This is a genomic window from Flavobacterium sp. GW823-FHT06G12, assembly GCF_058794775.1.
Genome location: NZ_JBXAHE010000003.1, coordinates 344,188 through 365,937 on the forward strand (window position 1 = coordinate 344,188; position 21,750 = coordinate 365,937).

General features: G+C 32.9%; 19 protein-coding genes. 6 read left to right on the plus strand and 13 right to left on the minus strand.

Annotation, left to right across the window (positions count from 1 at the left end):
* Nucleotides 1–532 precede the first annotated feature (532 nt).
* Complete coding sequence (locus tag AC1Q5Z_RS14190; RefSeq protein ID WP_492445462.1) at nucleotides 533–769, plus strand: hypothetical protein; 237 nt, start codon at nucleotides 533–535, stop codon at nucleotides 767–769.
* Between the two features lie 50 nt (nucleotides 770–819).
* On the opposite strand, the gene AC1Q5Z_RS14195 is transcribed toward AC1Q5Z_RS14190, so the two are convergent.
* From AC1Q5Z_RS14195 to AC1Q5Z_RS14225, 7 genes are all read right to left on the minus strand, one after another.
* Nucleotides 820–1,287 (minus strand): hypothetical protein, encoded by a 468-nt coding sequence (locus AC1Q5Z_RS14195; protein WP_492445464.1) that lies wholly within the window; start codon nucleotides 1,285–1,287, stop codon nucleotides 820–822.
* Between the two features lie 187 nt (nucleotides 1,288–1,474).
* A complete protein-coding gene (locus AC1Q5Z_RS14200) occupies nucleotides 1,475–2,176 on the minus strand; it encodes a hypothetical protein (RefSeq protein ID WP_492445466.1) in 702 nt (233 codons plus the stop codon).
* Between the two features lie 118 nt (nucleotides 2,177–2,294).
* Nucleotides 2,295–3,140, minus strand: a complete 846-nt coding sequence (locus AC1Q5Z_RS14205; protein WP_492445468.1) for a hypothetical protein — start codon at nucleotides 3,138–3,140, stop codon at nucleotides 2,295–2,297.
* Nucleotides 3,141–3,336: 196 nt separating this feature from the next.
* Nucleotides 3,337–3,663 carry a hypothetical protein gene (locus AC1Q5Z_RS14210; protein ID WP_492445470.1) on the minus strand — a complete coding sequence of 109 codons (327 nt, stop codon included), beginning with the start codon at nucleotides 3,661–3,663 and terminating at the stop codon, nucleotides 3,337–3,339.
* Nucleotides 3,664–3,868: 205 nt separating this feature from the next.
* Nucleotides 3,869–4,957: an efflux RND transporter periplasmic adaptor subunit gene (locus AC1Q5Z_RS14215; RefSeq protein ID WP_492445472.1), complete on the minus strand. Its 1,089-nt coding sequence runs from the start codon at nucleotides 4,955–4,957 to the stop codon at nucleotides 3,869–3,871.
* Nucleotides 4,947–8,231, minus strand: coding sequence for an efflux RND transporter permease subunit (locus tag AC1Q5Z_RS14220; protein WP_492445474.1), 3,285 nt, complete (start codon nucleotides 8,229–8,231; stop codon nucleotides 4,947–4,949). The genes AC1Q5Z_RS14215 and AC1Q5Z_RS14220 overlap by 11 nt, the downstream gene beginning before the upstream one ends.
* Before the next feature lie 12 nt (nucleotides 8,232–8,243).
* The gene (locus AC1Q5Z_RS14225; RefSeq protein ID WP_492445476.1) at nucleotides 8,244–9,629 is read right to left on the minus strand and encodes a TolC family protein; all 1,386 of its coding nucleotides are present in this window, start codon (nucleotides 9,627–9,629) and stop codon (nucleotides 8,244–8,246) included.
* 175 nt (nucleotides 9,630–9,804) lie between these two features.
* On the opposite strand from AC1Q5Z_RS14225, the gene AC1Q5Z_RS14230 reads away from it, so the two are divergent.
* The 3 genes from AC1Q5Z_RS14230 (at nucleotide 9,805) to AC1Q5Z_RS14240 (ending at nucleotide 12,142) form a co-directional block, all read left to right on the plus strand.
* On the plus strand, nucleotides 9,805–10,842 hold the full coding sequence (locus tag AC1Q5Z_RS14230) for a sensor histidine kinase (protein ID WP_278021134.1): 1,038 nt from the start codon (nucleotides 9,805–9,807) through the stop codon (nucleotides 10,840–10,842).
* The gene (locus tag AC1Q5Z_RS14235) at nucleotides 10,839–11,543 is read left to right on the plus strand and encodes a LytR/AlgR family response regulator transcription factor (protein ID WP_492445478.1); all 705 of its coding nucleotides are present in this window, start codon (nucleotides 10,839–10,841) and stop codon (nucleotides 11,541–11,543) included. Before AC1Q5Z_RS14230 ends, AC1Q5Z_RS14235 begins: the two co-directional genes overlap by 4 nt.
* 125 nt (nucleotides 11,544–11,668) lie before the next feature.
* On the plus strand, nucleotides 11,669–12,142 hold the full coding sequence (locus AC1Q5Z_RS14240; RefSeq protein WP_492445480.1) for a hypothetical protein: 474 nt from the start codon (nucleotides 11,669–11,671) through the stop codon (nucleotides 12,140–12,142).
* A gap of 334 nt (nucleotides 12,143–12,476) precedes the next feature.
* Here the strand turns inward: AC1Q5Z_RS14240 and AC1Q5Z_RS14245 are convergent, their stop codons facing one another.
* The 6 genes from AC1Q5Z_RS14245 to AC1Q5Z_RS14270 form a co-directional block, all read right to left on the minus strand.
* The gene (locus AC1Q5Z_RS14245) at nucleotides 12,477–13,241 is read right to left on the minus strand and encodes an SDR family NAD(P)-dependent oxidoreductase (RefSeq protein WP_492445482.1); all 765 of its coding nucleotides are present in this window, start codon (nucleotides 13,239–13,241) and stop codon (nucleotides 12,477–12,479) included.
* A 108-nt stretch (nucleotides 13,242–13,349) separates the two neighbouring features.
* Entirely contained in the window at nucleotides 13,350–14,072 is a 723-nt protein-coding gene (locus tag AC1Q5Z_RS14250) for an SDR family oxidoreductase (protein ID WP_492445484.1), read from the minus strand.
* Between the two features lie 249 nt (nucleotides 14,073–14,321).
* Complete coding sequence (locus tag AC1Q5Z_RS14255; protein ID WP_492445486.1) at nucleotides 14,322–15,245, minus strand: helix-turn-helix domain-containing protein; 924 nt, start codon at nucleotides 15,243–15,245, stop codon at nucleotides 14,322–14,324.
* A 226-nt stretch (nucleotides 15,246–15,471) separates the two neighbouring features.
* On the minus strand, nucleotides 15,472–16,032 hold the full coding sequence (locus tag AC1Q5Z_RS14260) for a 2'-5' RNA ligase family protein (protein WP_492445488.1): 561 nt from the start codon (nucleotides 16,030–16,032) through the stop codon (nucleotides 15,472–15,474).
* Between the two features lie 25 nt (nucleotides 16,033–16,057).
* Complete coding sequence (locus AC1Q5Z_RS14265) at nucleotides 16,058–16,372, minus strand: hypothetical protein (protein ID WP_343584182.1); 315 nt, start codon at nucleotides 16,370–16,372, stop codon at nucleotides 16,058–16,060.
* Nucleotides 16,373–16,930: 558 nt separating this feature from the next.
* Nucleotides 16,931–17,962, minus strand: coding sequence for an AraC family transcriptional regulator (locus tag AC1Q5Z_RS14270; RefSeq protein WP_198857973.1), 1,032 nt, complete (start codon nucleotides 17,960–17,962; stop codon nucleotides 16,931–16,933).
* A 191-nt stretch (nucleotides 17,963–18,153) separates the two neighbouring features.
* Between AC1Q5Z_RS14270 and AC1Q5Z_RS14275 the strand changes: the two genes are divergently transcribed.
* Together AC1Q5Z_RS14275 and AC1Q5Z_RS14280 are read left to right on the plus strand one after the other, a co-directional pair.
* The gene (locus tag AC1Q5Z_RS14275; RefSeq protein WP_343584179.1) at nucleotides 18,154–20,460 is read left to right on the plus strand and encodes a TonB-dependent receptor; all 2,307 of its coding nucleotides are present in this window, start codon (nucleotides 18,154–18,156) and stop codon (nucleotides 20,458–20,460) included.
* A gap of 24 nt (nucleotides 20,461–20,484) precedes the next feature.
* Nucleotides 20,485–21,717: a DUF4374 domain-containing protein gene (locus AC1Q5Z_RS14280; protein WP_198857975.1), complete on the plus strand. Its 1,233-nt coding sequence runs from the start codon at nucleotides 20,485–20,487 to the stop codon at nucleotides 21,715–21,717.
* The last annotated feature ends 33 nt before the right edge of the window (nucleotides 21,718–21,750 follow it).

Below are 21,750 nucleotides of genomic sequence, written 5' to 3' on the forward strand. Positions count from 1 at the left end.
CTTATGGCTCTTTAAAAATTCCGTTAGGAATGAAAAGTATTGTAGCAACGGATTTTAATCCGTTGAAAAAAATGATCGATATTAAGAATTAGTTCCGTAGGAACGATACATATATTTATAAATTCATAAAACGTTCCGCACCAAAAGCTGCAGCGGAGCAACATATTGTTGATAATATTTCACCCCGCTGGGGCTCTTTTGGAATGGGATGAATTGGTTTCTATAAATATTTCGTCCCGCTGGGACTTTCTCTAGACAATTGATATAATTGTAAAAATGATTATTTCTAATAACGATTTTATACATTTGGTATATTCTAAAGTTGATAAATATAGAAATGGTATTGAAAGAAAAATCTTTCTTTTTAAAATATTTTCTCTACATTTGAAGTTCCTAAAAAATTACGACTTTAAATTAGAGCAAGATTTGCCCTTGTATTATGTGTACGGTATCGGAAACGACCGTAAACGCCGTCGTAAGCGTTAGGAACACTAAGATGCAAGGGTTTTTATATTCCTAATATTACGACATTATGAGTAGAAAAAACACCCTTTCCAAAGAAGCCGAAACAAGGCTGATTGATTTTTTTAACCATATTATAGATCCAGAAGATATGGCTAAAATCTTAAGACAAGTAAATTGCATTTTAGCTCTCGGCGTAATGCGACAACACGAAACCCTCCAAATAGGACTACCAAATTTTGAAGACAATTATTATTGGCTCAATGAATTGGCGGAGATTTTGAATCCTTATTTGAGTGAGGAGTAGAGTTTGTGAAATGTAAAAACCTCGATTTTTTAAGGTCGAGGTTTTGATATTTATATACGATAATCCTTTTCAAGTAAAGATTTTATTTCAATAAACTCCTCAATGTAATTATTTTTTACTGTGTGAAAATTATCAACATAATTATTTAGAATTATCTCATTGGAAGGCTCATAATCTAAATTTTCTAAATGATAAATTTTGATGATCGCTAGTATTTTATCTAAATTTTCTAAAGTGAAATAATTACCATCTTCATTTATTTTTATAATTATATTTTCAATATGATTGATGATGTTCTCCTTTAAGTCATTTGAAATTATAAACTCATTAAAATCAAGAAAGGCAAACATGTCTATAAATATATTATCGATGTTTTGCACGAGCTCCTTTTTTAATTCAATAAAATCTTTATTATCATTTTTAAGTTCGTTAAAGAGGAAAATATAAAATACTAACAAAAAGCCATCTTTGACCCAAAGTGTTCCATACTTGTATTTTAATTGACTTTCTGATGGCATTTTATATCTAATTTTTTATTCAAAGTCAAATTTAAAGTAAAAAGTTTAGTCCTCTTACAATTATTTTTAAGTTTAGAAACTCTAATTATTCACGAGCGAGACGCTCGCGCCAGCTGGGGGTAAGATTAGAAAACAAATAAAACCTCGATTTTTTTATGATTGAGGTTTTTATTTTTGAAACTAAAAACTAGCTGTAGTTATATTCATCAAAATGAATTATGGGTTTTATGTAAGGTAGTGAAGAGATACAAATACCATCGATTTCTTGGTTTAGCATTTGTTCTTTATTTTCATAATTAAAATAGATGATGTAAGTAAAATATAGATATTTAATTGATCTGAAAGTTGAATAACGTGACGTGATTGCAGAGTACATCCAACTTGCAAACATTGGGTTTTCAAATTCTTCATAATTGTCAATAATATTTTGCGTAATTAAAGCTTTTCCAAATTGCATATCATCGTCGTCGTATGAAAATCTGCAATTTATTGGATGTTCTTTATTGATTCTTGGAATTAAAGAAATTGAAACAATATTTATATCATTAGTATCAGTTGTGAAATATACTAATGCATTGGAAAATGTATATCTGTAAGTGTAATACTTTGAGTCGTTTTCCAAGTATTCTTGATCAACATACTCTTCCACTTTAGTTAATGGTTGACCAAAATCTTCTATTACTTTAAAAATTGTTATTTTACCTGGAATGTAGTTATAAAGAAAATCTTTAGCTAAATATTTGTTCTTTACCTCACCTAGAAGTTCTTTATTTTTGTTGTCTTTATTTTTGCTTTTTTTCTCTAATAAATACTGAATAAGAAGTATTAAACCTCCGGATACAATTCCGCTAATTATTCCACTTATAATTGTTTCTAGAAAAGGGGTCATTGAAAGTTTTTAAAATGAATTATTTTATTCGCTCTTTTATTCTTTTCAAGTATACTGCAAATATTCTTAAAATCCATTTACTGGCACGAATGTTTCAAATTTGTAATTAATTTGTATTTTATTTTTCAATAAATATTTTGGAAATTAAAGTATCTGAATAAATTAAATTTTCCATATTATATTTTAAAAGAAATCTAATATTTCCAATTTGTTCTTTATCTGAATTTTTAAAATTAAAAACTTTCAATCCATCGAAAGCTAATTTTCTTTTTATTTGAATATTATAAATTCCTTTTTTATTCGTTTCATTGATAATTGGATTGTTTATTGATGTTTCTAGAATTTCAAAATTGGGAGGGATTCCTTCTAGTAAGTAGTAATCGTTAGTAATATTAAAATCTATTAATTGTATTTCTTTTTCTAAAACAAAATTAGTCCCTTGATATTCCGCAGTTATATTTAACTTATCAAGCGTAAACAATTCTTCATTCTCAGAAGGAACTCTATAATTTTCGATTTTTAAATAAGGTTTAATGATTTTTGAGCTATTTAGATTTAAAAAATTAAATGTTGTTCTTGTCACTACAAACTGTAATGCTAGGCCACCTAGTACAGTTATAATTATTCCAATGATAATTTCCTTTAGATGAATCTTACTAAAAATTATCGATAGTTTAGATTTACCATTAAGATTTTCTAAATATTCTAAACCCTTAAGAGAGATTGAATATTTACATAAAATTGTTGAAACACCGTCAATAGCTAAACTTGTAGATTCTTCTAACATATTAACCCATCCATTTTTTATCATTTCTTGTAAAACTTCTTGCAAAGATTGTTGCCCTTTTGTATATTTAATTTCAATAAGCAAAGTATCAAGTTTTACGGGATAATGTTTTTTACTTAATTCTTCAAGTATTTGTAATACTAAATCTTTTCGATTTTTAACTTTTTCTTTTTTCAAAATAGTTTATTCTTTTTGCGAAGTTAGAATTTTAAACTTATCCTAAAAAATGAATAAAAGGATGAATAAAAAATTAATAATTGAAATGAAACATTTTAGCTTTTTAATTTATTATCCTATTTACTTGCATTAGCGTTTCGCTCGTGTACACTATCGATGAAAACATTTGTATGTAAGCTTTCGCTAAGTATAATATTTAATCTTCTAATATTCTTATTTTTTCTTGAATCAGGTTTAGTAATTTGTTTAAATCTCCCCCAAAATAATGAGGCCTGCAAAATTCTTCATAAATAACTGCTCTACCATAATCGGAAACTTTAGGACCTCCAGTATATAGTTCATAAACTTCCCAGTTTTTTTTGATATGCATATCTGCTAGACGAATCGCACTGTCAACTTCTCTTTCTGCATCATTCCTAATTTTTTTATTTTTTCCATTTTTATATGTTGGATATGCCATTAAGAAATCTGAGTGAATCTTGTCTAAAATGTTGTACAGATTTTGCCATTCTTTTTTATTCATTTTTAGTAGTTTAAGTTATTTCTAAGTTATCAAAAATATCAATTTATCAATCTCAGCAACCACGTATTTTTACCTGAATTTATTAAACAAAAAAAGGACAGTCCTTCAAAAAGAAGAACTGCCCTTTTAGGCAAATTTTTAAATTTGCATTCCTAAGAATGCGTACAGTTTTTGGTAATCACTAAATTGAAGACTAAAACGCAGGTTATTCGTTTATGACATCGCCTTCCTTAGTTTCTTCGCTGGCAATTTTTACCAGTTTATCGTTTGGAGTTAAGTCACCGAAAATTTCAATTTTATCTTCGATTTCTCTTCCTTTTTTAATGTCAACTCTTGTGGCTTTGTGGTTTACTACTTTTACCACATATATTCCTTCTGCAGAACTTACTACTGCCGATTTTGGCACTACAAATGTGCTGTCTTTCGCGTTAAGCGGTAAAAGAACTTCGGCAACCATTCCAGGTAATAAATTTCCTTTGGTGTTATGAACGTCCATTTCGACCCTTTCAGAACGCAATTTTAAATCTAAAGCGCCAGACATTCTGGTAATTTTAGCTGAGAAAGTATCTGGCAACGATTTTACATTAAAACTCATTTCGTCGCCTGGGTGCAAATATCCTGTATACAATTCTGGAACAGAAACTGCCAAACGCAATTTGCTTTGCTCTTGAATCGTTAATAAAGGCAAATCTGAACCTTTTCCTGCTGGCCCAACAAATGTTCCTAAATTCACATTTCTAGCTGCTACAACACCATCAAAAGGCGCACGAATTTCTAAATAACCTCTCATGATCGAGATTTCTTTGTGTGCTGCAATTGCTGCCTGATATTGCGCATAATCAGAATTCTTTTTACCGCTTGCCATTTCTAAATCGTTTTTAGAAATCGTTCCTTCAACCTTGCTGGTTTCGTACAAACGGTTGTACGTGCTTTTGCTGGTTGCGTAAATGGCTTCCATAGATTTCAATCTCGATTCAGCCGCTGCTACTTGCGAGCTTATTTCTGGTGCTTCTAAAACAATTAAAAGCTGTCCTTTTTTTACTTTCGTTCCAATATCAACTTTTAAAGTTTTTACGAAACTGCTCACTTTTGCATACAAATCAACTTGTTGAAAACCGGTTAATTCAGCTGGCAAACGCAATTCTGTTGTTAGTTTTTCTTTCGATAAAAGGAAAGTTTCAACTTTAGGTTCTATTTCTGCTTTCGCAGTTTCTTCTTTTTTCTTTTCACAGCTGCTTAATACAACTAGTGCTGTAAATAATAATGCAGATGATTTTATAATATTACTTTTCATTTTTTGGTTTTAATGATGAGATATAATGGATGCTTTCTTCGTCTTCAGGATCTAAAGAAACAGATTGTGTCGATGTTTTTTCTTGTGCCCACGCAAATATCTGCGGAAGGATTAATAATACGGCAAAAGTAGAAAATAATAATCCACCGATAACCGCTCTTCCTAACGGAGAAACTTGATCGCCTCCTTCGCCATGTCCAATTGCCATTGGCAACATACCCATAATCATCGCAACAGATGTCATGATAATCGGACGAAGACGCAACGCAGCAGCTTCACGAGCAGATTCTAAGGCATTTCCGTTTATTTTTCGAAGCTGTTCGGCATTCGTGACCAAAAGTACGGCGTTGGCAATAGAAACCCCAACCGACATGATGATTCCCATATACGATTGTAAGTTTAATGTTGAACCAGTTAAAGTAAGCATTAATAACGATCCTAAAACTACGGCAGGAACCGTTGTTAAGATTACTAACGAAACTTTGAACGATTGGAAATTAGCGGCCAACATTAAGAAGATTACGAATACGGCAACCAATAATCCTGTTTGTAAACTACTTAATGTTTCGGTCAATACAGTACTTAATCCAATTGGCGTAACAAACAAACCACGAGGCAATTCGCCTAATGAACTAATTGTTTTGCTCACATCTTTTGAAGCCGTCCCCAAATCGGTTTTATAGATGTTTGCTGTAACGGTAATGTATGGCATAGCCCCTAAGTTATCATTTTCACCGCTTACAAAGCCCGGTGTAATTTTAGCAACGTCACTTAAAACAGGACGAAGCGAGTTTTTCAATACTGGAATTTCTCCAATATCGGTTTTGCTTTTCATTTTATTTAATGGCACTTGAACCTGAACAGAATACGATAATCCTGCTTTTTCATCAACCCAGTTATTTTTCTCTGTATAACGAGAAGATGAGGTTGAAGCCACCAATGAACGCGAAATATCATTCATATCAACTCCTAATTCAGCAGCACGGGTTCTGTCAATATCAATATTCATTGCTGGATAATGAATTGGCTGTCCGATTTGCACGTCTCTGAAATACGAAATTGCTTTTAACTTGTTTACAATTTGAGTCGCGTATAATTCGTTTTTCTTTTTGTCTTTTCCGGCAACTCGAATCTCAATTGGAGTAGGAGAACCTTGGCTTAAAACTTTATCCGTCAATTCGATTGGCTCAAAAGAAAGTTTAGTGTCTGGTAATACTTTTTTAAGTCTTGCTCTAAATTCATCTTTAAAATCATCCATATCTTCATGATAGTCTTTTAAACTTACTTGGAAAACCGCTTCGTGAGAACCTGCCATGAAAAGGTAAATCGGGTTAATCGAGAATAGAGAAGGGTGTTGTCCGACATAAACAGATGTAATTCCGATATGTTCTTTTCCGACCATTTTTTCCAATTCTTTCAAAACAACTCTAGCTTGTTCTTCTGTTCTTTCCAAACGAGTTCCGTCAACAGCACGCATTCTTAATTGGAACTGACTTGAATTGGTTCTCGGGAAAACGTCTTTTCCGATAAAACTAATAAACAAGATTGCCAAAGCAGTTGCAACAACCAGATACGTAATACTTGTTGCTTTTTTGTGAACAAACAAACGGTCTAAAGTTCGCATGAAACGAATCTTGAAACGTTCGAAAGCACTAATTTTTCCGTTGTTATTAGTGTCTGCTCTTTCTACATAATCCTTTTTCTGAGTGATTAGGTTTTGTTCCGATTCTGGCGTTATACCGCTGTCGTTAAACTCAGCTTCATCATCTGTAATTTCTGGTCCGTGTGCATGTTTTTCATGTCCTTTCATCATCCAGTTAGCCATTACAGGAACAAAAGTTTGAGATAATAAGAATGAAATAACCATTGAGAAACCAATTGCCAAAGCCAAAGGCAAGAACAACGCTCCTGGAATACCAACCATTGTAAATGCTGGCGCAAATACGGCTAGAATACAAAGTAAGATCAATAATTTAGGTAAAGCAATTTCCTGACAGGCGTCCCAAATGGCCAGCGCTTTTGGTTTCCCCATGTCGAGATGCTGGTGAATGTTTTCGATGGTTACGGTACTTTCATCCACCAAAATACCAATCGCCAATGCCAATCCTGATAGAGACATTAAGTTGATCGTTTGTCCGAATAATTTCAGGAATAAAACTCCAGAAATAATCGAAATCGGAATCGTCATAATTACGATTAATGCTGCACGACGGTCGCCCAAGAATAATAAAACCATTAATCCCGTTAAAACCGCACCAATAATTCCCTCAGTAATCAAACTTTTAACCGAGTTGATTACATAAACCGACTGGTCAAATTCGTACGTAATGTTCACATCTTCAGGAAGTGTACTTTGAATTTTAGGCAATTCTTTTTTCAATTTCTGAACCACATCCCAAGTCGAAGCGTCTCCCGCTTTTGCAATACTAATATAAACCGAACGTTTTCCGTTTACTAAAGCGTAACCCGCTGTAATATCGGCACCGTCTTTTACAGACGCAACATCGCCTAATTTCAAGTTCTGAACACCGCCTTTGAATAACGGAATCTGCTCAAAATCTTTAACTTCTTTAATCGTATTATTTGTTGGCGTAATATAGTTTTTGTCGCCCATACGCACGTTTCCAGATGGAGCCGTTTGGTTGTTTAAACGAATCGCGTCAACAATCTGGTCTGGCGTCATATTATGAGAACGCAATAAATCTGGATCTACGTTTACCTCAATAGTTCTAGGGCTTCCTCCAAAAGGTGCTGGTGATAATAAACCAGGAATTGCAGTAAATGAAGCACGAACATAAACGTTGGCCAAATCCTGTAATTCGTTGTTTGAACGTATTTTACTGCTCAATACCAATTGACCAATTGGAAGTGAAGAAGCATCAAAACGAATGATAAACGGAGGCTGTGTTCCCGGAGGAAAAGCCGCTTGGATTCTGTTGGAAAGCGCACTTAACTCGGCAGCAGCCTGAGCCATGTTTGTTCCTTCATAATAGGTTAATTTCATAATCATTAACCCCTGAATATTTTTGGTTTCTACCGATTTGATACCATTCGAGAAAGGTAAAACGTTTACGTAGTTTTTGGCAAAATAAGCTTCCATCTGATCTGGCGTGTAACCTCCAAACGGATGCGCAATATAGATAACCGGCAAATTCATTTTTGGCAGAATGTCTACCTTAATGTCTTTGATGGCACCAATTCCGAAGAAAAATAGACCCGCAACCAATACTAAAATGGAAATGGGTTTGCGGAGTGCAAAACGTATTAAATTCATTAGGATTTATAATTAAAATTCATTTATAAATAAGTCAAAATTTCCTGTCGCAGCGACTTTTAGTAAGTACGATTGCCACACGTTATTATTGACAATATCTCGATCGATTTCAGCACGATTTAAAACATACATCGTTTGTGTTAAATCAGTCAAATCAGTTAAACCGTTTTTGTATAAAGTCGATTTCTGGAGGTAAGCTCTTTTTGCAGCATCAACCTGAATTGGTGCTTCGGCATAATTTTCCAAAGTAATTTTGATCTTATCTTCGGCAAAATTCAATTGCGATTTCAATTCTCTATCTGCTTGATTGTATTCTTCCTGCATGGCTTGAGAAACAAATTTCTGAGCACTTACTTGTTTGCTTGATCTAAATGGCGTGGTTAAATTCCACGTGATTCCAACTCCAATTAAATAATTGGTACGATCTGGATTTACGCCATCCCAATAATTTCTTGTAAAAGCATTTTGATTGGTTGCGTACGAATTATCAAATCCTGAAGCTCTGGTTTGTAAAACCCCAAAAGCACTCATTGTCGGATAATAAAATCTCTTATACAATTTAACCTGCTGGTTGCTGTAATCGATTTTCGTTTTATAGAATTGTAATAAAGGGTGAAGACTGTCTGTAGTAACTTCTTTTGTTACTAATTCCTTTGGGATCTGAGTTACAAATAAAGTATCTGTAACGAAATCCTGAGGTGCAACACCCATTAAATCGACTAATTTGTTGTTTTGTTCTTTAACGAAGTTTCTAGCAAGATTTAAAGCGATTTTAGCTTTAGAAACTTCTGCAGTAGCCAAAGTAGAATCTACTCCTGCCAATAATCCGTTTTTAACTCTCGCGGCAGCAGTCTTTTTGAAAACTTCTGCACGATCTAAGTTTTTTTGCTGCGAAATCACTAATCTCTGGCTTGCCAATAGATTGAGATAAGCAGCCGAAATTTTGATTTCCTGCTGGAATTTTTCCTGCTGTAAATCTTTTTCTTTAGCCTGAACATCAATTTTAGATAAATTGATTTTTTCCTGTGTTTTTCCGAAGGTGAAAAAATCCCAGTTCATGTTGACTAAATAAAGCGCGCCAAAAGCCGAGTTCCAGTTTTGCTCTGGTAACGGAAGTCCTGATGAAGCAACTCCTAAACCTCCAAAACCATACAACGGTCCATTTTGTCCGTTTACGGTTCCGTAATCCTGCTGTGCCGATAAGTTAAGGTTTGGCAGGTAATCACGACGACATTGTTTTAGAGTCTCTTTTGATGCATTGGTGTAATTGTTTTTTGCTCGGATAGAACCGTAGTTTTCAAGACCTATCTTTATTGCTTCTTTTAAAGACAGGGTTTGAGCATAACCGATTGAGGCAAAAATCAATAAAAATAATAAGGTAATTTTTTTGAAATACATAAACTCAAGGTGTGAATAGAAATGTTTTTTGATGCAACAAATTTATTTCTCTTGTACTGATAAAAGTCAGGTTAAGTGATGTACTGCACTAGTAAATGACGAATTGAATTGGTCATTTTTTGAAAAAAATAATTAAATAATTGTTCGTACTTTGTAAACTATTTCAAAATTAAGAATGAACAAAAGAATTGATAACATACTGGATAACAAATGGTGGCAAGAGGTTGCCGTTGTCCTTTTTTCATTTACAATATATACCCTAAAAAATGATTGGATGTTATTTAGTTCTTTCATTTCGATTGCAATGGGTGTGTTTTTTTATTGCATTTTGTACATGCATGCCCAATTTAATCGATTTTTTCTCCTTCCGATTTTATTTAAAGCAAATAAACCTTTTACGTATATCATTTTAACGCTATTTGGAGTTTTTGTATTTTCTGTCATTTTGTATGAAATTACAAAAATGGATATGTTTGCCAATTGCCATTTATACCAAAACTCGCATCAGAGAAGTTATGCGTACCAATTGGCTAGTGTTTTGGGAACTTTGGTCTGCATTCTGAGTCCGATTATTGTTTTTAAGTTTTATCGTATTCACAGAAAACAAACCGATGCGGCTTTATTGTTCAATCAAATGCAATTAAATTCATTGAAAGGGCAATTAAATCCGCATTTTTTATTCAATACATTTAATACCCTTTACGGAATCAGTCTTCAGTTTCCCGATAGAACGCCCGATTTAATTATGAAAGTTTCACAATTAATGCGTTATCAATTGGAAAGCAATAGTAAACAATGCGTATCTTTAGAAGACGAATTGGAGTTTATAAACAGTTATGTTCAGCTTGAAAAAGAACGTGTTGGTTATAGATGTGACATACATTTTGAAAGCAAAGTAGATATTGAATACACTTATAAAATTTCTCCGATGCTGTTAATTGCATTTATCGAAAATGCTTTTAAACACGGAACTTGTGCTATTGAAAATTGCTTTGTAAAAATCACGATTTCTGTTGAAAACGGATTATTACATCTTCATGTTGCCAATTCAATTCCGAAGAAAAACGATGTGGTTTCAACTAAAATCGGTTTAAAAAATACCATTGAACGTTTAAATTTAATTTATGGGAAAGATTATAAATTAGATGTTAAAGACGATAAACAGACTTATATTGTAGATTTAGAAATACAGCTTAAAAAGTTTGTAGGATGAGAGAAACAAAGAAATGCATTATCGTAGACGATGAACCCGCTGCGCATTATGTTTTAGCCAATTATATAAAACAGAATCCACAGTTAGAATTGGTTTTTCAAGGCTATAACGGCATTGAAGCGATGAATTATCTCAGAGAAAATCCAGTCGATTTAATGTTTCTGGATATCAATATGCCTGAAATTTCAGGAATGGAACTGCTTAAAATTCTTCCATCGCATCCTAAAACTATTTTGACCACAGCATATTCTGAATTTGCACTTGAAAGCTACGATTACGGCGTAATTGATTATTTGCTAAAGCCAATCTACTTTCCTAGATTTCTAAAAGCAATTGACCGTTTTTTTGCGACCGAAAGTGTAAAACAAAAGGCAGAAGAAACCGTAAATTCGGTAAGTGTAAAAGTAGATGGTTATTTGATGGATATTGAATTAGATCAGCTTTTATACGCGCAGAGTTTTGGCAATTATGTAAAACTTCACACAACCAAAAGAACTTATCTGGCTTCTATTACCACAACAGAGTTTGAAAAATGCCTGCCAGAAAAGAGTTTTATGCGTATTCATAAATCTTACATTGTTGCTTTAGATAAAATTGATGCGACAGAAAAAGATTTTGTTGTTATTAAAAACGAAAGAATTCCAATCGGAATTACTTATAAAAGAGAACTAACAGATCGATTAAAAAAGCTTGAATTGTAGACACGATTTAAGCTCAACTTTAAAGGAGTTTATTTTTTTGTAAAATCATATTTTCTTCTTGTTATTGTAATAAAAAAAGTGTTAATTTTAATACGTTGTTTAAGTTTAATTAAAAAATTGAAACTATGAAAAACGTGCTTTTACTTTTTACTTTTTTATGCAGTAGTTTTTTAATTGCACAAGAAGGAACCAATATGAAAAAAGCAATCACTCCTCCAGAAGAAGTTCGATTAGCTTTTGAGAAAGAATATCCAGGAAAAGTGCCAGTTTGGTCTGAAGAATATGTTGGAGATGATGCAGATGAGATTCGATTTGAAGCACGATATAATGTAAATAATACAACAAAAGCGGTTGCGATTTATGATAATTTAGGTAACATGAAAGCTTTTGAATTGCAGATTGCATTTAGAGATCTTCCTGTACAAGCACAGTCTTATTTGAAAAAAAATTACAAAGCCAAAGCAATTTTAGAAATTGCTAAAGTAGTAGACGATAAAAACAAAACAACTTACGAAGTTGGCGTAACAAAAGATGCTAAATTTTATGATCTTGTTTTTGATAAAGATGGAGGTTTTGATGTCTCCATAGAAAAGAATTAAGAAGACCTTACTAATTCAAATATTATTGAAATGGCAAACCCGATAAGTTTTTTAAGCTTATCGGGTTTTGTTTTGTGTTTTTTTGTTTCAGGTTTCAAGTTTGAAGTTTCAGGTTGATATTCTTTGTGTGTTTTAACCGCAAAGTGCGCAAGGTTTTTTCTAAGCTGTATGTTATATAAACGCAAAGTTCGCAAAGCTCTATGTAAAAACCTTTGCTCCCGATAGCTATCGGGATTGCGTAATCCCTAGCGTTCTTTGCGGTTAAACTTGAAACGTGAAACCTGAAACGTGAAACCTGAAACCTGAAACCTGAAACTTGAAACTTGAAACCTCCTTACAACATCATTCCTCCAGAAACTTCGATTCTTTGAGCATTTACCCAGCGCGCTTCTTCGGTACATAAAAATGCTACAACGCCGCCAATATCATCTGGTAATCCAACTCTTCCTAAAGCAGTTAAAGAAGCAATCTGTTGGTTCATTTGTTCATTGTCGCGAACTACTCCGCCGCCAAAATCAGTTTCAATGGCGCCAGGCGCAACTATATTGGCTCTAATTTTTCTAGCTCCTAATTCTTTTGCCTGATATTTAGTTAAAGTTTCCATTGCGCCTTTCATAGAAGCGTATGCCGCATAACCAGGGAATGAAAATCTTGCTAAACCAGTTGAAATATTTACAATTCCGCCGCCGTCGTTCATTACGTTAAGTCCTTTTTGAGTTAAGAAAAATGGACCTTTAAATTGAATGTTAGTCAATTGATCAAATTCGGCTTCAGTTGTTCCAATGAAAGAATTATGAATTCCTATTCCCGCATTGTTTACTAAAAAGTCGAATTTATCTGTTTTAAAAGTGTCTTTCAAAACTGTTTTTACTTGTTCAAAGAAAGTATCAAAAGTTCCTGATTCTGCAACATTTAATTGCAATGCAGCAGCTTTTTGCCCCAGACTTTCAATTTCTTTTACAACTAAATCTGCTTCTTCTTTTTTGCTATTGTAAGTGATAATTACATCCAATCCTTTTTTTGCAATTGCTATTGCCATATTTTTCCCTAAACCTCTGCTACCGCCTGTAACTAGAGCTATTTTTGTATTTACTGCCATTTTTTTATAATTGTTTAATTTGTAAAATGTTAGATGTAAAATGTGAGTTGTGAAATGCTAGATGTGAATGTCTCTGTCTTTTTACATTTCACCTTTCACATCTTACAATTATGGATGCATTGCATTAAAATGATTTCTCAACTCTTCTGCGCTTGCGTTTAATCTTGTTTCGCTTGTGCCGAAAGTCAATTCTTGTTTTCCTTCTTTCAATTGCTCGAAAATCGATTCGATGAAACTGCTTACACTTGGATGCGCATCGTGAAGTCCGATTCCGCCTAAATCTGTGTTTAAGGCTGGTGGAATAATTTCAATTACTTCGATATTTTTCTCTTTTAATAAATGACGAAGAGAAAGCGTAAACGAACGGAAAAATGCTTTTGTAGCCGAATAAACCGGAACTTTTGCAAAAGGAGAAAATGCCAGTCCAGAAGTTGTATTCATTACGGTTTTTAGCGATGGCAACTGAATGAATAATGAAGTTAAATGTAAAGGCGCTTCAATATTAGTAGTAAGCTCATTTTTCATGTTTTCATAAAAATCAGCATCAGTTATCGACATCCAGTTTTGGATTCCTGCATTGTTAACTAAAACATTTAAATCGGGATGATTTTCTTTGATCCAATCGTAAAGTGCAATGCGTTCTTCTTCTAAAGATAAATCGCATACTTTGGTAATAACAGTTGGAAATTTTTCTTTTACTTCTGCTAATAGAGAAGCTCTTCTTCCACAAATAATTACAGTATTGTTTTCTTGAATGAATCGTTCTGCAAGTCCAAGTCCGATACCGCTTGCACCGCCTGTAATTAAAATTTTGTTGCCTGATAATTTCATCTTTTCGTTCTTTAAATTTGATGAGACAAAGGTAGGAGCGAAGTAGAGTTGGGGAGTTGTAAATATCAAATAGATGTTTGCGAAATTCAAATCACGAGTAGTAAAATCCAATTTTTAGAAATTCCAAATTCCAAAACTTTGTGGAGTTTCTTGCGGAGATCCCTCGTTCCTCGGGATGACAAACAGTATGGTTGCGACTCGTAAAACTTGAAACCTGAAACTTGAAACCTGAAGCTTGAAACAAAAAAACTAACTCCTAAAAGCAATCGGCGTATAAGTGGTTTGTTTTTTAAAGAAATTTGAGAAATGCGCTAATTCTTCAAAACCAAGTGAATAAGCGATTTCAGAAATATTCCAATCGGTTTGTTTCAAGAGTATTTTAGCTTCGTTTGTTAATCGGTTTGTAATTAATTCTGTTGTGGTTTTTCCGGTGTTTTCCTTTAAAACCTTATTTAAATGATTCACATGTACAGATAAACGTGCTGCGAAATCTTTTGCTGTTCTCAATTCTAATCGCTGATTTGGCGATTCAATTGGGAATTGTCTTTCCAACAATTCTGCAAATAAAGAAGAAACTCTAGCTGCTGAATTGTGCTTAGAATATAATGCTGTAATAGGTTGTAATTTTTGTCCGAAATGAATTAATTCTGCAACATAATTTCGAATTAAATCGTATTTGTAAATGTAATCAGAATTAATTTCTTTTTGTATTTTATTGAAAATCAAACTAACTTCTTCCACTTCGTCATCAGAAAGCTGAAAAATTGGATATCCGTCTGAAGCAAATATTGGCAATTCGTCCAGATCTATTCCACTTTTGTTTTTAGATAAAAATTCACTTGTGAAAACACAAAACTTTCCGCCTTGATTGGTGTCTTGTGGTAAATAGTTATACGGAATTTTTGGAGTTGCAAATAACAATCCTTGTTTTTCGATTTCGATTACTTTATCGGCATATTCTGCTTTATTGTGTCCTCTAATTAAACTTATTTTGTAATAAGCTCTTCTGTCATAAGGCATTCCAGGTTTTCCTTTCATGCGTTCCAAAAGTTCCTTTACATCAAAGACATTAAAGTGGCCTATTTCTTTTTGAATGTCGTTTGGCAATAACGAAGTGGGGTCAACAGTTGAACCTTCGGTAATATCTTGGTAAAATGAATCTAGGGATTTCATATCGTAATGAATTGCGAAATTCAAATATACAAAAAAATGTTTTTTGCCACGAAGACGCTAAGGCACAAAGTTTTTTTTAAGATCCCTCAAATTGTAACGCGATTCAAATCAAATTCACAGTTCCCGTGTTTTAAATCACGGGCTATAACCAAAATGATTACCTATTGTTAAACAATTTCGCAAAAACAAAAAAACTTTGTGCCTTAGTGCCTTTGCGGCAAAACCTTTAAAACAAACTTCCCTGTACAAACTCAGGCTCTGGATTGCTTCCAAAAGGAATAGCATCAATCACAAAAAACTGTTTCACTTTGGGATCAAATTCCCTTAGAACAATTTCGTTGCATTCAAATTGGAGAGCAATTGTAGCAAAAAGTTCAAAAGCAATTTTAAGATTTTCGGGTGTTAATCTTCGTCCGATTGACATATGCGGATCATCACTTTTTTTGAGCTGTAAAGATTTCAGTGTTTCGTGAATCTTTTTCATTATGGGCTTTAGATTGTTTTTAGATTCTTCGTTTGGAGCAATAAAAAAAGCTCCAGCATTTTCATAAGAACCAAAATGATCTAAATATACTTGAGAAGGCGTAAAAGTATCGCAGATTTTAATTAGCTTTTGCTTTATAGAATCGAGTTGAGATTCCTCAATTTTAAATTCACAAATCGTAATATGTGCTTCAGAATTACAGCTGTTGTACCATTCAATTTTACTTTTCAGTAAATCTTTCATTTTTTTGACACTATCAACAACTGGTTTTGAGTAGAATACTACAGAATATGTTTTTTCCATTTTTTAAGGGCTTTGAAACACAAATTTAAAGCTTTCCTTTCAAATGCAGTCGATGCAGAATTTCAGATTTTAATAAACCGCTTCCGCCTCCAAAATGCTCGATTACTTCTACATCTGGCTGGTTTTTTAGGCAGAATGAAGTAAATTCTTTCTCAACATGGTCTTCAATTGCCGAACTCAAAAGCACTATATCTATTTTATGGTTTTGAAAGTATTCTTGTGCTTCTTTTTCATCATTAAAAGCAATTGCATTCCAGTTTTCATCTGCATTAACAAGACGAAGTAAAATGGCCAAAATAGCTTCATTTTTTCCGAGTAATAAAAATTGTAGCGTTTTCATTTTTGTAGCTTCTAAGTTTCTAAGATACTAAGTTTTTGGCTCCAAAATATCTCGTTAACCAATTTGGCAACTATTTAATTGGAGTTACCTGCAAATGTAGGCAGGGTTTTATAAAAAGAGACTTAATCTAGGACAAGAAATATGTTTTTTAAATCTTTTTTGCGGTGAATTTGAGCAAGAATCTAGTATTTTCTTTTACAAATTTTCGTTAAAGTGTATTTTGGCAATGTTTTGCAGAACAATTACTTAAGGTTTTTGGCTTCTGTTAATGTTGTTAATTTTTTCATACAATGTGGAAAACCGTAAGGTTATCTGTTTTTATGCCTGTAATTTTGGGCTGTTGAAATTTAAGAACAATGTTGTTTTTTACCTTTTTTAGAATGCCATTATTTAAGTTTTAACAATTCATGTTTTTTGGAGAAACATTTTTTTTGAATTAAATTTTGACATATTCATTTGATCGTGGGTAATTGTATAAGAGTTTGCACTATACATTAATGTCTAATTTTTAGGGTTTTAAGAGGAAGTCGACGGACTGAATTTTAGAACCCTTTTTTTTTATATTATAAATGAAAAAGCAAGCAGCCAAAATTGAATAATATCAGTATTGATTTTGAATTTTTGAGGCGAAAATCCGTAATAGCTTTTAAAGGCTGCCGAAAAATGAGAAACGTCTTTGTAACCGCATTTGTATGCTGCTTCGCTTACTGTAGCGGTTTTGCTTTGAAACAATTTTTTGGCATGTTCCATCCTCAGTTTAATAATATAGCTTTTTACAGTGGTTCCAAAACAAGCTTTAAACCCTTTTTTTAATTTGAATTCGTTTAACGAAATAAGTCTGGAAAGTTCAGGTAGAGTAGGAGTGTTTCGATAATCGTTTTCTAATATTTTTTTTGCTTCTAATAATTTGTTGTAATCTTCTTCGTTTATTTTTTCTGTTGGTAAGGGTTTGGTAATTAATGTTTCAAGTTGATGAATAAGAAGTTCTTTAATCTTACTTTCAATGTAAATTCTTTTTAAAACACCTTCTCTAGTACAATTTTTTATTTCTGATGTTACCCACTTAATTGGCGATGTAAACGGAAGATATTTAGAAGTTAAATAGCAAGATTGTTTTTGAAGGATTTTTTTTGAAAATTTTTCATGCAATTGCCAATCTTCGTTTATGATATTGTAGTAAAACTCCTTGGATAAAATAATAGACATATAATTTACATCTTTATGAGCTGGAATTTTAAAAGACCCCTTAAAGTTATTGGTGTAAAAGATATTATGGGTGTTTTCTTTAGAATACTTTTCACTTTCCAATTGATCAATATGAGTCTCAACATTACTGCTGTAAATAAAATTCATAACGATCGATTCTTCATCAATTTCAAAAATAAGAGTTTTAGAATTTGAGAAATACAATTGTGTATCAAGGAGAACCAATCCTTCTGTGATAAGATGACGGCTAATTATTTTTTCTGAATCACCATTTTGTATGTTGACATTTTCCTCCGTTAAAACACTTTTCGGATAATATTTATCTCCAATTTGAATTTTAATTATAGGCGTTTCAGAGGTTAGAAGTGTGGCTTTGATTTTCAAAATATAATCCGTTTTTACAAAATAATAATCCGTTTTTCCCTATCTTTTTTAAAGACGTTGATGGTACTTTTGCAGCAAAGTTATTTATAATTAGTCTAATTAAAGATATGTCAGCTCAAAAATTTTTATTTGCCAGTTTATTTTTTCTATCCACGTTCTTATCATTTTCCCAGCAAAATCAAGGCTTTGCAGTGACTGGTCAAGTTGCTGAAAAATCTGGAGCAACGATTCCGTTTGCGACAGTATTTATTGAAAAAACGAATTTAAGTATGATTTCCGACGAAAACGGGAACTTTACTTTCAAAAATGTTCCATCTGGAAAACACACTTTGAAAATTTCTGCAATAGGATTTTCAACTTTAAAAAAAGCGATAGAAGTTTCTGGTAATCCTGTAAATGTTTCCATTCATTTAGAAAGCGAATTAAATGAATTAGAAAGCGTTACAGTGATGGGCCGTACTGCAACCGATAAAGTAAATAAACAAGCCTATAGTGTTACTGCAATTGATGCTAAAAAACTTCATAATACAACATTAGATCTTTCGCATGCTTTAGACAGGGTTTCGGGAGTTCGTGTTCGTGAACAGGGTGGAGTAGGTTCTCAGTCAGAACTTTCTATTAATGGTTTCTCTGGAAATCAAATTAAGGTCTTTATTGACGGTATGCCGATGGAAAACTTTGGTTCTTCTTTTCAGCTAAACAATATTCCAATCAACCTTGCTGATCGTGTAGAAGTTTACAAAGGTGTGGTGCCAATCTGGCTTGGAGGCGATGCTTTGGGAGGCGCTGTAAATATTGTTACAAACACAAAGCCAAGAACCTATTTTGATGCTTCTTATTCATTTGGATCTTTTAATACACATAAAACTGCTATCAACGCTGGATATACTGCAAAAAGTGGTTTTACGACCGAGATTAATGTTTTTCAAAACTATTCAGATAATAATTACTGGGTAAATGTTGAAGCAGCAGATTTAAAAACGGGTGAATATTTTCCAAATGCAAGACTAAGAAGGTTTCATGATACCTATCATAACGAAACTGCAATTGTAAATATTGGTATTACCGGAAAAAAATACGCCGATAAATTAATGATTGGTTTTACAGGAGGACAAAATAAAGCAGATATTCAGACTGGTGCTAGAATGAAAGCTGTTTTTGGCAGCCGTTATAGACAAGGTAATATCTTAATGCCTACTATTAAATATCAAGTAAAAGATTTGTTTACAAAAGGCTTAAATGTAAACGTTAATGGTAATTACAATTTTGGTGAAGAACAAACTGTAGATACTGTATTTATCAAATACAATTGGTTTGGAGATTACATTAAATATAACGGAGAAGGAGGCGAAAAGCAAAGAACCTTAATGAAAATGCGTGATCATAATGGTATTGTAAATGCCAACGCAACTTATAGTCTAGGCGAACGCCACTCTTTTATGCTTAATAATACTTTTACGACTTTTGATCGTAAGCAGGAAGATGAATTAGTGCCTGAATCTATTGCTTATCAGCAGCCTAGAAAAACACAGAAAAATATTTTAGGTCTTGGTTATAAATTCGATTATAACAAAAAATGGAGTACCTCTGTGTTTTTAAAAAACTACGATTTATATACCAAATATTCAAGAAGTTATAATCCAAGCGGAAATGCTGGAGATATAGCGTATCAACAATTTGAAGATAAAACTTCTACACTAGGATATGGACTTGCTAGTAGTTATTACTTAAAACAAAATTTACAGTTAAAAGCTTCTTTTGAAAAAAGTTATCGTCTTCCAAACTCTCAAGAACTTTTTGGAAGTCCAAACGATAATATTGCGTCAAATATTGATTTAAAACCAGAATCTAGCTACAACTATAATTTAGGAGCTAGCTACCAGACGAACTTTAATAAAGTGAATGCATTAACATTTGACATCAACTTTATGTATCGTGATGCCAGAGATTTTATTCGTAACACATTGTTTACAAATCAGGTAGATAGTTATTCTGTAAATCTTGGAAAAATGACCAATTACGGTGTTGATGGAGAGATAAGATATTCGTACAGAAAAAGGTTTACAAGTGGTTTCAATATGACGTATCAAAATTTGCGTAATATGACTAAATACGAGCCAGAACAAACAATTGTATCTTGGTTTTATAAAGACAGAATTCCAAACATACCCTATATGTTTGGTAATGTTGATGCTACCGTATTTTTTAACGATGTATTCAGACAAGGCAATAATTTATCTGTTGGGTATAATCTACTTTATGTACATACCTATTATTTGTCATGGCCAAGTATGGGAACAAAGGACGGAAAATTAGAAATTCCAGTGCAGTATAATCATGATCTTAATTTAGTTTATACAATGGCAGATGGTAAGTATAATATCGCTTTAGAATGCAAAAACGTCCTAGATAATAAGCTATACGATAATTTTTCACTACAAAAACCAAGCAGAGCTTTCTATATAAAATTCAGATATTTTTTCACCAAATCAAATTAATAAAATTTTAAATCCATAATAATTATGAAAAGAGGTAGCAAATTAGCTTTATTCGCAGCTTTTATAGCTTTTACAACATTCTCATGTAGCAGTGACGAAAATTCAGGAAACGGAACTGGTGGCGGAGTCGATACTGGTAAAACGAAATATATCATTACAGCAACTACTGGAGCGGTTGGAATTGCAGATTATTTATTAACTGCAGACGATGTAACAACAGGTACAGTAAGTACAATTGGTAATGGTATTGAACAAGACGGAACTTACCGTTATTATATTACAGCTGAAAATAACTTTTTTAGTTTATTATACGGGCAAGGAAATCCAGGTGCTGTTACTACTTACAACTTAACTGCTGAAGGTAAATTGCAGAAAAAATCTGATTTTCAGGCAGAAACTGTACACGTTTTCGCAGCTGTAAATAAAGATATCTTAACCGTAAAAGTTCCAAGAAGCGGTGCTGCATCTATTGCTCAAATGTATAAAATTGATGCTACAAAATCACTAATTACAGGTGAAGCTCAACAAGATACTAAAATATTGGCTGGAAATGGAGAAAGAGCTTTCTTTACTTGGGCAACCCAAGTAGGAGACAAAGTATTTATGCCTTATATGAGTATTAAAGGAGACGGACTTGATAACTTCGGAACAGCAAATCCAGACAGTACTTGGGTAGCAGTTTACAACTATCCAGAACTTAAATTAGAGAAAGTAATCAAAGATAACCGTACAAGTTATTTAGGTGCTTACTTTACAAACGGATTATTTCAAGATGAAAATGGAGATGCTTACGGATTCTCTGGAGCAATTGCAACAAGCAATACTGTGATGACTTCTACAAAACCATCTGCAGTTGTAAAAATCAAAAAAGGAACTACAGAGTTTGATAAATCTTATTTCTTTAATGTTCAAGAAAAATCAGGAGGATACAAAATTTCTTCTACAACTTACATTTCTAAAGGTAAATTCTTATTGTTAATGTATGGAAATGTTGGGAAAAATAATGGCGCAGTTAAAATGGCTATTGCTGATGTTTATAACCAAACTTTTACATGGGTAACAAATACGCCTGAAACATTAACTTCTGTTACAAGTCGTTACAACATTACTACAGAAGATGGAAATTCTGCTATTATTGGAGTTAATACTCCAGAGGGAAGCTGGATTTATACTGTTAATGGTACTACTGCTGTAGCGACAAGAGGTATGAAAGTTGAAGGAGGTCAAATTACTGCAATTCAGAAATTAAAATACTAATTTTTTTGCCTTAAGTCCTCATTTTATGAGGGC